Raw genomic sequence first — 12,272 nt, 5'->3', positions numbered from 1 at the left:
CAAAACCCAGTATCACCGAAACATCCATTGAACGAACTTAGTGAACTGGGTTTGATACGTGAAACGAACGAACCAACTATAGAAATATTTATAAAAAAGAATGTCTTGCTGAGGAATATATGAAAAACAGGGGGAAATACAACTGTTTTGATGAGGCAAATAATTGTCTGTTCTCCATATGTCTCTTGCTATTCTTTCACACAAAAATCAGTTCTATTTGATGATTTCGTTTAGTTTCTTTTCCATTGCTTTCGCGATTTCTTTTGTATAAAAATTGAAAATTCGATCATCATTCAAATAAGGAGTCATGATAGCCGCACGTAGCAGAGTGATTTGCTGTTCTTTTTGCCATTCTTCTTTCGATAGACCCATTCTTTCAATAAAACGGATCGGAGAATCACCATAATCTTCTTGTGTAAATGTCGTATGAGAAGTAATAAACCGTTCACCATAAACATCGCCATCCATATAAGAAGACCGATCGAACATTTTTTCATTTAATTCATTGATAGCGTTCAAATCTGCACAATCTTGTACTTTAAATACCCAATTGACCATATTAAAATCAGGATGATTCAGTGGATAGACTTCAATTGTTTTTCCTTTAACAGTAAAGTGTAATTGACCTAAAAATTCTCTGAACCTTTGAGCTGCTTCGATTGAAGCACCAATCAATTGACCATATCCGGTCACATTCAATGGCAATACACGATGAGCTGTCCAGACTGCAGCAGCCGTCGCTCCAGCTTTTGATCCTTCTAAAATATAGGCACCTAGCATATCTGGTGCTTTGACTGATTTTTCAAACACATATGGTGCAAAATAAGAAATGATATTTCTCATATTTTTATGTTTGATCACGATTCCTCCAGCAGCATAAGGGACATAGCCCATCTTATGCGGATCAATCGTGACAGAATCCGCTTCTGAAATAGCTCTGAATCCTTCATATACCTCTTTGTCGATCGTTACGTAATGGTGGAATACATGATGCTCTTCAAAGAATTCAGCTAAGGAAGCATACGGCACAAATTCTCCTGCTTCGTTTAAAAACAGTGAACGCGCGTACCCGCCATATGCAGCGTCAACATGTAAATAGAAATAGATACCTTCATCTTTTAACTTTTCTCTTAACTGGATGATTTTATCTACACTGTCTACTTGTCCTTCTTCTGTTGTTCCTACGACAGCAACCACACCTAGAATCGGGATTTTTTGATCAGCTAATTCACGAATTGTTTTTTCCAAAGCGTTGATATCCATTCGATAATCCTCTTGAACTGGTATAGCAACCATCTGATCTAAGCCCACTCCGCAAATATCTAACGCCTTCATCCAAGAATAGTGTTTTGTTTGAGGAACCAGCCATTTCCCTAATCTTTGGATATTCTTTCCGCTACGAGAAGAAGCTGCTTTGACCTTATCCATCTCTGCATCCGTAAAGCTTTCGGTCATTTCCAAAATTTCTTCAACAGACATATTCAAAAGAGCCCACTCAGACATGTTTTTCACTTTTTCAGGCAGAACTTCTTTGACAGCTAAAGGAATCGATTTGATGCAACGGGCGTACCATAATCCTTCAAGGTTAGCAATAGAACCATCTGCTGTAATATGTCCCCATCCGTCTGCCATGTTGAATAGTGAGGCAAAATCCTGTCCTACTTCTGCTTCCATCTGCGAAGTTGCCATAGAAGATTCTAGTGCAACGTTATTGGGATTCCATAGCATCGCATAATTGTAAGCTAATAAAGCAGGCATCAGTGTTTCAGCGTTCATTTGTCCCCAGTAACGGCCTGCTGAATGCCAGGGGATCGATCCTGCGCGTAATCGCTGACTGACTTCATCCAAGACTTCTATCATATGGTCGCGGGTGGCTAGATAATCTGGAGTTAGCTTATCTCCTTCGCTAATTGCAGGCATATCTGAAGGAATATAATTTTCTCTCCAGCCAAGATGTTCATCTACCATCTTGTTCAACAACATTTTGTAAACTGGTCCATTTTCAGCTTTGTCGCCTATAAAGACGGCCTTGATATCCATATCTTTCATGTTTCTTCCCTCCATATTTCGTTGGTCAATGTCTCGCAGATACATGTGCTTATCTGTAACACCTCTTCACTATAGCGCCAAAAATGAGAAAATTTTTTTTATAACATCAGATTCACGTAGAATATTTCAAACAAAAATAAATAAATTCGGATTTTTCTGATAATTAAACGTGGAAAAACGAACAATTTTTTAATAAATCAGACTTCTAAAATGGATAGTCTAAAAAAAACGAACAAATAACTTAAATGACCATCATTCATTCATCAACTGTATTTGCATCCCTTTTGCTTGTTAGAAATTCACAATCTATTTTCTAATGAAAATATTTATTTTTCAATTTTTATAACATAAAAATCTTTTATTAACGGAATTTACAGGCTTTTTCAGAAATTAATTGATGATTTCCAAAAGAAAACATGTCATAATATTTTCCATATTGTGCAAAAAAATACAAGATGGAGGCTTTACCATGATTGAAGAATATATTGAGAAGAATATTTTGAGACAGCTGTTTTTATGTGGACAATTCTATGTAAATAAAGAAGTCAATCTAGAAAAGCTCTCCAATCTTCTACATGTTTGCAAAACCACTTTACTCAATGATATCAATAACATAAAAAAAGAATTTGAAGAACAAATTGTTTATACACATCGGGAAAAGGATTGTTACACTTTATATTTTTCAGAACATATACCTCGATGTAAGATCATGCAGCAATTGACCCAAAATTCGTTGTTTTTAAAAACTTGCCTGCTTTATTTGGAAGAAGATGAACCTGATTATCTCCAATTAACTGAGTGTGAATTCATCTCTGTCAGCAAAGCTTACTCCTTAAAAAAACAAGTATTGGCTTATTTTCATGATTGTGGGATCGAAATCGACCGCTACTCCCCTCGATTCACTGAAATGGAAAGACGTCTGTTGCTTCTTAATGTGGCTTATCGTTTAGGCAGCTTTAAGTCCTGGGAGCTACCTGAATCATTTTTTGAACGTGCGGATCGTTTCATTGAATCTGTAACGGAGAATAGCGGTAGATTTTATGATAAAGAAAATAAAGAAATCTTATCGATTGGCTTTGCTATTAGTTTCTTACGCCAACAGTTGTGTACGGTGACAATAGATCCAACATTTATCGAAGAAATCAAAAAACGTCCTATTTACAATTATGTCGAGTCAGCATGGGAAACCACTGATTTCCAAACATATTATAAAAAAGAAGAATTTGTCTTTATTTTGACACTGTTCAATCTTTGTAATTATGGTTTCCATTCTTATCAGTTGATTGCGGAAGATTTTCAACAGCTACACCAAGTGTTTATTGATAATACTCCCGAAATAAAAGAACTAGTTGCTACCTTTGAAACTCATTTCCATCAAGAATTATTCGGGAATCAGCCATTTGAACGTGCGCTGATTCATTTGATGCGTTCGGCTTGGGATAACTATCAATTATTCATGCCGGAAAAATTTTATCTTCTAAATGAGGAACAGGCAAATTTATATAAAGACGTCCAAACACTTTTTTCCAGTTGGACCAAACGGCTACCTTATGATTTACGGTTTAATCCTAATTGCATGCGAGCTTTTGTCATCGAATTGAGTGGAATTCTCCGTCTGACAAAAGAACGTCTGACTATTTATATCGTCACAAATTCGGATGTTCATTATCTGATTTATCGGGAAGCCTTGGAAGCTGTAACTACTTTCGATTTTCAAGTTGCACCAACAATCTATGCAAGTATATCTGATATAAAGAAGTATGCACAGCAACCCTCGAACCGAGTGTTATGTGAACGTACATTATATACACCGGATGCAGTCCAATATGAGAATATTATTCCTATTTCAATCAATACGATAGAACGAGCAATCGTTTCAGCTGTGCAAAATAAATAAGAGGCTGTGATAAACATCATGTCACAGCCTCTTATTCTGAGTAAACAATATTCCAGAAGCAACTTCTTCGGAAATAAGCCGAAATTTTCGTAAATTTCTTCTTATTCCTTGATTCTGCCCACTTCTTAACAACCTCTCGATAAACGGCGGGCTCGTAACCTCACTTATTTGGGACGTCTACTGGTCCGATTTCTTTATTTAAAAAATAAGAAATGATCGTTCGGATAACTACCAATGCAGCTAGCTGGAAAATATCCTGCAAAGTAGGTTTGATAATCGATTCGATGATCCCAGCCGAAACAAGAATTTCTAAACTTAGGAGTATATAACCTCCTAACATCTTTTTAATAGCATTGTTCTCGCTGACTCGGTCGTTTTTCGCTTCTGTATGGACAAATAAGTATTTCAAGAAATCCTTAATCGACAGACAAACGCCCCAAATCAATAAACAGATAGCAAAAATATCAAGTCCCAGTACAAGTTTTTCAAAATATGGAAGAAGAAACTGCATCAACTCTGTCGTCATCCTATCTCTCCTCTTCTTTGTTTCTCTTTGTCTTCTATTTCCTGATTCAAGAAATAAGAAATGACTGTTCGAATGATAATAATAAGTGCAAGCTTCAAAATATCTGTCCAAGTCGGCTTGATAACTGACTCGATGATATCAGCAACGACTAGCACTTCCAAGCTTAACAAAATATAACTTGCTAACAGTTTTCTTGTATCTGCATTACGAGTATTACGTTCTGCATAATTTTTCTTGACATGAGACCAATCAAAAAGTTTGAATAGAACAAGAACGATCCCAGCAACTAAGATACCGATAGAACAAATATTTAAAATAGCAATGATCCATTCTAGAAATTCAATCAAATTTGAGTGAAACATATAAGCTACCTACTTTCTTTTAATTTGTTCCTATTCTTTTATTGTAAAAGAAAGAGACCTTGTTCGTCTATTTAAAAGTTGTTTTATTGATCACACTTTGCCTAAAATCCTCTTCTTCCCTTTCTCATTCTTCTCCATCCATAAATCATGGAAGTATCCAAAACAACATAGAAAGTTAAAATAAGGCTTTGTCCGTCATCAGCTTTTCAAAGTGGCACTGTCTCGCGCTTTTTTGTACCCAAATTTCTAAAAATAGAACCATACATCTCCTCAAATCTTTTCTTCTTTACTACCCTATTACTAATTTCAGGAAAATCAGACACTTCTTCTTTTTTGTCAAAATTTCCTTTTTCTTCTCACCCTATCATTTGGCATTCTCATAAAAACGAACTATCCTTGGATATAGAAAGAGAAAACAAGGAGGCGTTTTTCATGAGTAAAAAATTAATCAAAGTCGGCATCGGTCTAGGTTTGCTTGCCCTTGGCGCTGCATATCTAGGAAAAAAAACAGGGCTATTCGAAGATGACAGTCATTTATATGATGAATTTGAATCCATCTAGCATCCTATTTCGTTGAATCACTACGGACATACTTGGAAGACATTGGAGGAATCACAATGAGAAAAAGTAAAGCAATAATGATTGGTGCCGGTATTGCCAATATGGCAGCGGCTGTTTATTTGATTCAAGAAGGCAAATGGAAAGGGGATCAGATCACCTTTTATTCATTGGATGATCACGGTTCAAATGATGGTGCACCTACCGACACTGTAGTGGATGAATATTGGAATAAAAATCATCCATTAGAAAACCAAAAAGGCTATATTGCTCGAGGCGGTCGCATGCTTAATTACCGTACCTATGTAGATTTGATGGATCTATTAAGTCGAATACCTTCTGTTACTGAGCCAGGAATGACTGCTGAAGAAGATACGAGAGATTTTGATGCAAAACACCGTACCTTTGACAAAGCACGTTTGATGGAAGGTGGTAAAGGGATCATTGACGGCGGAAAACTGGGCTTCAACAACAAGGACCGTATTCTTCTGACTAAACTGATTGCCATGCCTGATTCAGAAGAAGAAAAACTAGACAATATCACTATCGAAGAATATTTCAAAGATGATCCACACTTTTTTGAAACAAACTTCTGGTTTATGTGGGAAACAACATTTGCTTTCAGAACACGTAGTTCTGCTCAAGAATTGCGTCGCTATATGCATCAAATGATTTATGAATTCACTCAAATCGAGCATTTAGTGGGCGTCAATCGAACACGTTACAATCAGTACGAAAGTATCATGCTTCCTTTGATCGAGTACTTGAAAGAACAAGGATGCAAAATCATTTTGAACCGCCGTGTCACTGACTGGGAATTCAAAGATACACCGATGCAAGATGAAATCACTGTCACTGGTTTGAAAATGACTAATACATTGACTCAGGAAGAGGAACATGTCACGGTAGATGAAGATACAGCGGTCATTTTCACGAATGGTTCCATTACAGATTCAGCTACTTTGGGAGATTACGAAACACCAGCTGTAGAAAATATGGATTATGGTGCAGCTTCTAGTCTCTGGAAAAAAGCCAGCGAACGTTTCTATAACTTAGGAAATCCCGACAAATTTTTCGCGGATCGAGATGCGAGCGAATGGGTCAGCTTTACTCTGACGACGAAAAACCACCTGTTATTGAATGAAATCACCCGTATCACGACTCAAGAACCAGGAAATGCCTTGAATTCATTTATTTCAACTACACCGATCACGCCATTAGGCCAAAAAGATGTCAATATGTCTATCGTCGTGCATCATCAACCGCATTTTACGTCTCAAAAACCAAATGAAACAGTTATTTGGGGTTATTTCCTTTATCCAAGACGACGTGGCGAATTTGTGGATAAACAGTATATTAAGATGAACGGAAAAGAAATGTTGGAAGAACTGATCGGACAACTTTCAAAAGTAGATCCTGGTCCAGTGAATATTCGGGAAAAAGAAACAGAGATTTTCGACAGCGTAATAAATAATATCCCTGTCTATATGCCTTATGCTTCTGCATTATTTAATAACCGTGCAAAAAGTGATCGACCAAAAGTCATTCCTAAGCATTCAACCAATCTGGCCTTTACAGGAGAATTTGTTGAGCAGCCTTATCAGATGATCTTTACTGAACAAAGTGCTGTACGTTCTGGAGAAATCGCTGCTTTCCATTTTGCGGGCATCCCTATGTCCCGTCTTGTCAAAACACCGCGTTACGACAAAGACATCCCTACTCTAGCTCGTGCCGCAAAAAAAATGTTTGAATAATCAAGAGGTTGTGAAAAAGCTGCCTTGCATCAAGTAATAAGAACAGCCAAGCAAAAACAGCTACTTATGTTTTTGACTTGGTTGGACTTATTATCGCAGATGCAAGCTTTTGAACACCGTTTATCAAGAGGTTGTGAAAAAGTCGTTTAGTTTCGAGTATTAAGAAAAATTTTGTGAAAATGGTTCCTCACATTTTTACATAAATTTGGCTTAATACCGAGAAACTGGCTTTTGAACACCGTTTACCAAGAGGTTGTGAACCTACCGTTTAGCTCTGAGTCACAAGAAGCAATTTCAAAAAATAGCTTCCTATGTTTTATGAATATTGTGACTTGTGACTGAGGAGTTGGTAGGATAACACCGTTTATTCATAACAAGAGGTTGTGACAGATTTCACGTCACAACCTCTTATTATTTATATTCGTTTCTTTTTGAAAAAACCTTTTTTCAGTATTCACTCTCTTGCCAATCCACCATAATCCAGCTGCTATCGCTACTTCAACGATTGCTACTACACTAAAAAATTGGATGAATGACAAAATATATGTGTCTAACAAATGTTGCAGTGCTTGGGTTCGAATATCTAACTGACTGGTCATATCGTACAAATAGAGACTGACTGACAGACTTAATAATTGGAAGCCTGCACCTCCAATCACCACTGCAAATGACCAAAGAACTTTTTTCCAAGACATTCTGTATAAGTAAAACACTCCGCTCAGCAATACAAGTAAGATACTACTGATCACTGGAAGAAAAGAAACCATTCGCTCTCGTATCGTCAATATCTGATCGATGAACGACATCAAATAAATTGATTGTATTCCTCGTCGAAAAATCCCAGAAGTCATATAGATGAGTAAATTGTTTTCTTCACTAGCAAATGGATCATCCTCTGCTTCTTCTTGTTTGTATGTATTGATTATCTCTTGGAGCTTTTCTTCTACTTCTTTTTCTCCGATCAGCTCTGCTGGTTCTTTTTCATATCTGTTGCGGATGAAAAGCTCGATATTTTTTTGTACTAGTTCTTCAGAAACAATCTTTTCCAATGCTTCAGCCGGAGCTCCGATTTCATAATGATAGCTTTGGATCTCTCGATTGATCTCAGCAGCTACTTTTTTCGCATAGCCCGATTGCATGTTTTGCTCTAACATAAAATGTTGATTTGCCAAGGTGCTTATTAAACAAAGCATAACAGTCAGGCAAAACAGGCAGACAGAACTAATCATAACAATGATCCGTTTATTCCATTTATTTTGAATTTGTTTCATTACGCCTCCTCGTATTTGTTTTTTCACTGAAACGAATGATGGTTGGTTATTATTTAAATAGTTAAAATGATTCAATAGTTCAACTATACTTTACTGTACGTAAGGATACAATGAAGGCACACTCCTTCTTTTTCTAATAAAAAAAATTTTTGGAACTCTTGCTTTTTTGAGGATTTTTATGTTGAGAAAAAAGCGTTTCATTATCAAAAAGATAAGAACTCCTTTAGAATGAAACTATCTGTAGTACCAATAATGCAGACAATTTTGTGAATCTGAAAGGAGCATCTCCAATGAAAGCAGTCACTTGGCAAGGAAAACAAAAAATGGAAATCAGAAACGTAGATGATCCAAGAATATTAGAACCAACAGACGCAATCATCCGTATCACAGCAACCGCCATTTGCGGATCCGATCTGCATCTTTACCATCATGGTGAAGCAGTTTTGGAAAAAGGGTATGTTGTAGGTCACGAACCTATGGGAATCGTTGAAGAAGTAGGATCACAAGTTCAAACATTGAAAAAAGGGCAACGAGTGGTTATCCCTTTTAATATCAGTTGTGGTCATTGTCATTTCTGCCTGAATCACATGGAAAGCCAATGTGATGAATCAAATCCAGATCAGTTATATGGCGGGCTTTTCGGTTTTGGCAAGTTGAATGGCAATCATTGGGGTGGGCAAGCAGAATACCTAAGAGTGCCTTATGCGGACTCTACTTCATTTGTCGTTCCAGATAATAATCTTCCTGATGAAAAAGTTTTGTTTTTATCAGATATTTTGCCTACAGCTTATTGGAGCGTTGAAAATGCAGGCGTAAAAAAAGGCGATACAGTTGTGATTCTAGGATCTGGTCCAGTCGGTCTATTTGCTCAAAAATTCGCTGTAATGGCTGGAGCAGAGCGCGTGATTGCAGTGGATCCAGTACAACATCGTTTAGATAAAGCGGCTAATTACAACGGCGTGGAAACTTATTTCTTAGAAGACACAGCACAAGCTGGAACGGAATTGTATGAGTTGGCTAAAGGTGGTGCCGATGTCATCATCGATTGTGTAGGAATGGATGGGTTAGAACCTGTAAAAGAAAAAGCAAAAAATTTGGTGAGCCTACAAAGCGGCACGATTTCTCCATTACAGATGGCTTCGCAAGCTGTCAAAAAATTCGGAACCGTCCAAGTAACTGGTGTGTATATGACGCCAGCTTCTTCTTACCCGCTTCAAGAGTTTTTCATGCGAGATATTGCGGTCAAGCATGGACAGGCACCAATTATCCATCTGATGCCGAAAATCTACGAAATGATTGCAGCAGGACTATTTGATCCTACACAAATCATTACTCATTCGCTACCACTGGAAGAAGCAGCACAAGCATATGAGATCTTTGACAAAAAAGAAGATAAAAATATAAAAGTTGTTTTGAAACCTTGAAATCAGTAAAAAATACAGGTGATTTTCTTTATGCCCAAAATCAAACGAAATACCCATGAGATCGAAATAGGAAAAGAAGAAGATATCGAAATACGAGGACGTCGCTTCCGCTTCTATTTCCAAAACCGTTACACATTGATCTCACTAGCTGTAGACTTATTAACCGGGATTTTCTATATTTTTGGAAGCCTTGCTTCCTTAACTAAAATCCCCGATCGATATGGCACCTATTTTTATTTGGCTGGTGCTGTTTTCTTGACGATTCGTCCTATTCTCAGAATCGTTAGGAACATTTTCATTTACGACGAGAAAAGAACAAGGAAAAAGCATGGGAAGGCAGTTTAGCCTTCTCCATGCTTTTTTGTTATTCTTGTGTTGTGCATATTTCGCATACTGCGATTCGAAAAATTTCTAAGTATAGAACAATTTTTCGGTTTCCTTCTCTATATACTCACGTCTATGCTGTTTCATGTATCTACTCTTACAGCGTCATTTGGTACACTCGCACAGGAATTCCTTCATTATCCTGAGCCATCCCGATAAACTGCCAATTGTATTTTTCATAAAAATCCGTATGATCCGTCACAAGGTAAAGCACCTTTACGCCCATTTCTGCAAAGTCTTGCTTGATCGTTTCTAAAATCATTTTGGCAATCCGTTGGTTTCGGTAGTCTTTTTCAACAAACAGCGCACAGACATTCGGAGTCAAATCTACTCGATCATGAAAATCATTGTCAACAACACCTGCACCTGCAATAATCTCTCCCCATTCATTCAACACCACATACCATTGCGGAACCGATGTGTTTTTTCTCGTGCTTGCTTGGATACTTTCTTCATAAACAGCAACTGGCAGATGCCATTTTGAAGCAAACCATTCGGCTGTTTCTTTTATCAATGTCGGTCGATCCCGCAATTTTATGACTGTTCTTCTCTCCATTTGTACTCTCTCCCATTCATATTTGGTCTATTATAGCACCTTGTATTTCAAATAGCTTTCCAATCGCTCGATTTTTTTGAATGAATGGGATTTTTTATTTATACACAAATTTCAAGACAAATATACCTCGATTTTCTCATTCATTATTCGATCCTAAGTTTTAAATTACTTATTTCCATAAAAAAAACAGAACCAGATAACCGGTTCTGCTTTCTTTTTTCATTAAGCATCCAAAGCTTCTTTTCTTCTTTCTTGGATCGTAGCTACCTTGACGAACGGCAGATAGATCAAAATAGAAAGGATCAGATTGACAGCGGCCAGTACACCACCTGCAATACTCTTCGTTGCCAATACACCGCCAATAACTGGTGGTGTTACCCATGGTGGCATAACAGTAGCTGCTGGCACTAAACTTGTAGAAGTCGCAAAGTACGCAACACTAACTAAGACCATTGGTGTCAAAATAAATGGAATGAACATGATTGGATTCAATACGATCGGTAAACCAAACATCGTTGGTTCATTGATATTGAAAACACCTGGCGCAATCGACAAGTTTGTTACAACCATATACGGTTTGTTTTTACGTCCTACTAAATAAATAGCTAACAGTAAACCTAATGTTGCACCTGTTCCTCCTAAATTGACAAAGCTGTCGAAGAAAGGTTTGTTCACGATAAATGGTGCGCTATGTCCAGCTGCGATCGCATTGACATTTGCTTCGATTGCCGGCGCATTGATCGTTTGCATCAAAGGATCGACCATATTCGCCCCGTGTAAACCAAAGAACCATAAGAATGGTGTGATAAATGCAAGCAATAATGCAGATGGATAAGAGTTCGCAAGTCCCATAAATGGTTCTTGGACCACTGTATAGAACGAACCTACGATATCATCAACCCCAAATGCAGCAAAAATTGCAGCAACTAAAGCAAAGGCAGAGATAGTGATCATTGCTGGCAGTAATGAAGCAAATGCTTTCGCAACTGCTGGTGGCACACCATCAGGCATTTTGATGATCAATTTTTCATTTCCGCTTAAACGTACAAAGATTTCTGTTGAAATAATCCCAACAATAATAGCAATAAACAAACCGTTTGAGCTCATACCTAATGCTCCGCCTAAAGCAAAGAAAGAGCCTAAAGAAATCACACCTGCGGAAACACCGTCTTTTCGGTAGCCGTTAGCTAAATGATACGCAAGTAAGAAAGCAATCAAGACAGAAAGAATGGCAAATGTGCCGTTCCAAGCTGCAGCCCCGAATCCTTTCCATGATTCACCGCCAAAAATTGAATTCATCAATTCTTGGAATCCGGGAATCGGTAAGTTATTGATCATTACTGCTAATGCTCCTAAAATCATTAACGGCATACTCACCATAAATGAATCCCGAATCGCAACTAAATGCCGTTGTGCACCAATTTTTGATGCGACAGGTATAAAATGTTTCTCCATAAATGCAACAAATTTATCCATAAATCTTCCCTCTTT

The 12,272-nt window shown here is 37.5% G+C and carries 11 protein-coding genes; 5 read left to right on the top strand and 6 right to left on the bottom strand.

The features are described from left to right. Positions 1-213: 213 nt before the first annotated feature. Positions 214-2,049: a tyrosine decarboxylase gene (gene tdc / locus IGK53_RS01480; RefSeq protein ID WP_002329661.1), complete on the bottom strand. Its 1,836-nt coding sequence runs from the start codon at positions 2,047-2,049 to the stop codon at positions 214-216. Positions 2,050-2,518: 469 nt separating this feature from the next. Between tdc and IGK53_RS01475 the strand changes: the two genes are divergently transcribed. Then, the gene (locus tag IGK53_RS01475) at positions 2,519-3,946 is read left to right on the top strand and encodes a helix-turn-helix domain-containing protein (protein ID WP_002329662.1); all 1,428 of its coding nucleotides are present in this window, start codon (positions 2,519-2,521) and stop codon (positions 3,944-3,946) included. 160 nt (positions 3,947-4,106) lie between these two features. On the opposite strand, the gene IGK53_RS01470 is transcribed toward IGK53_RS01475, so the two are convergent. Next, a complete protein-coding gene (locus IGK53_RS01470; RefSeq protein ID WP_002292507.1) occupies positions 4,107-4,472 on the bottom strand; it encodes a DUF1622 domain-containing protein in 366 nt (121 codons plus the stop codon). Next, positions 4,469-4,834 (bottom strand): DUF1622 domain-containing protein, encoded by a 366-nt coding sequence (locus IGK53_RS01465; protein WP_002316003.1) that lies wholly within the window; start codon positions 4,832-4,834, stop codon positions 4,469-4,471. The genes IGK53_RS01470 and IGK53_RS01465 overlap by 4 nt, the downstream gene beginning before the upstream one ends. 432 nt (positions 4,835-5,266) lie before the next feature. Between IGK53_RS01465 and IGK53_RS01460 the strand changes: the two genes are divergently transcribed. Beyond that, the gene (locus IGK53_RS01460; RefSeq protein ID WP_002287569.1) at positions 5,267-5,395 is read left to right on the top strand and encodes a hypothetical protein; all 129 of its coding nucleotides are present in this window, start codon (positions 5,267-5,269) and stop codon (positions 5,393-5,395) included. Between the two features lie 56 nt (positions 5,396-5,451). After that, complete coding sequence (locus IGK53_RS01455; RefSeq protein ID WP_002292503.1) at positions 5,452-7,146, top strand: oleate hydratase; 1,695 nt, start codon at positions 5,452-5,454, stop codon at positions 7,144-7,146. 398 nt (positions 7,147-7,544) lie between these two features. Here IGK53_RS01455 and IGK53_RS01450 read toward each other — a convergent pair whose 3' ends face one another. Then, positions 7,545-8,417, bottom strand: a complete 873-nt coding sequence (locus IGK53_RS01450) for a hypothetical protein (RefSeq protein ID WP_002329663.1) — start codon at positions 8,415-8,417, stop codon at positions 7,545-7,547. A 290-nt stretch (positions 8,418-8,707) separates the two neighbouring features. Between IGK53_RS01450 and IGK53_RS01445 the strand changes: the two genes are divergently transcribed. Continuing rightward, positions 8,708-9,841 carry an alcohol dehydrogenase catalytic domain-containing protein gene (locus IGK53_RS01445; RefSeq protein ID WP_002329664.1) on the top strand — a complete coding sequence of 378 codons (1,134 nt, stop codon included), beginning with the start codon at positions 8,708-8,710 and terminating at the stop codon, positions 9,839-9,841. Positions 9,842-9,871: 30 nt separating this feature from the next. Beyond that, positions 9,872-10,186 carry a YrhK family protein gene (locus IGK53_RS01440; protein WP_002292499.1) on the top strand — a complete coding sequence of 105 codons (315 nt, stop codon included), beginning with the start codon at positions 9,872-9,874 and terminating at the stop codon, positions 10,184-10,186. Positions 10,187-10,322: 136 nt separating this feature from the next. Here the strand turns inward: IGK53_RS01440 and IGK53_RS01435 are convergent, their stop codons facing one another. After that, positions 10,323-10,781 (bottom strand): GNAT family N-acetyltransferase, encoded by a 459-nt coding sequence (locus IGK53_RS01435; protein WP_002292498.1) that lies wholly within the window; start codon positions 10,779-10,781, stop codon positions 10,323-10,325. Positions 10,782-11,003: 222 nt separating this feature from the next. Further along, entirely contained in the window at positions 11,004-12,257 is a 1,254-nt protein-coding gene (locus IGK53_RS01430; protein WP_002329665.1) for a PTS sugar transporter subunit IIC, read from the bottom strand. Between the last annotated feature and the right edge of the window lie 15 nt (positions 12,258-12,272).

Origin of the sequence: Enterococcus sp. DIV1224 (assembly GCF_050555455.1) — a bacterium.
Lineage (GTDB): Bacteria > Bacillota > Bacilli > Lactobacillales > Enterococcaceae > Enterococcus_B > Enterococcus_B lactis.
The sequence above is the reverse complement of the archived record's forward strand: the minus strand, read 5'-3'. Positions and strand labels throughout refer to the sequence as shown.

Excerpts from the sequence above, each read along its gene's own strand:
- tdc (WP_002329661.1), bottom strand. The coding sequence starts at position 2,049 with ATGAAAGATATGGATATCAAGGCCGTCTTTATAGGCGACAAAGCTGAA.
- IGK53_RS01475 (WP_002329662.1), top strand. The coding sequence starts at position 2,519 with ATGATTGAAGAATATATTGAGAAGAATATTTTGAGACAGCTGTTTTTA.
- IGK53_RS01470 (WP_002292507.1), bottom strand. The coding sequence starts at position 4,472 with ATGACGACAGAGTTGATGCAGTTTCTTCTTCCATATTTTGAAAAACTT.
- IGK53_RS01465 (WP_002316003.1), bottom strand. The coding sequence starts at position 4,834 with ATGTTTCACTCAAATTTGATTGAATTTCTAGAATGGATCATTGCTATT.
- IGK53_RS01460 (WP_002287569.1), top strand. The coding sequence starts at position 5,267 with ATGAGTAAAAAATTAATCAAAGTCGGCATCGGTCTAGGTTTGCTTGCC.
- IGK53_RS01455 (WP_002292503.1), top strand. The coding sequence starts at position 5,452 with ATGAGAAAAAGTAAAGCAATAATGATTGGTGCCGGTATTGCCAATATG.
- IGK53_RS01450 (WP_002329663.1), bottom strand. The coding sequence starts at position 8,417 with ATGAAACAAATTCAAAATAAATGGAATAAACGGATCATTGTTATGATT.
- IGK53_RS01445 (WP_002329664.1), top strand. The coding sequence starts at position 8,708 with ATGAAAGCAGTCACTTGGCAAGGAAAACAAAAAATGGAAATCAGAAAC.
- IGK53_RS01440 (WP_002292499.1), top strand. The coding sequence starts at position 9,872 with ATGCCCAAAATCAAACGAAATACCCATGAGATCGAAATAGGAAAAGAA.
- IGK53_RS01435 (WP_002292498.1), bottom strand. The coding sequence starts at position 10,781 with ATGGAGAGAAGAACAGTCATAAAATTGCGGGATCGACCGACATTGATA.
- IGK53_RS01430 (WP_002329665.1), bottom strand. The coding sequence starts at position 12,257 with ATGGATAAATTTGTTGCATTTATGGAGAAACATTTTATACCTGTCGCA.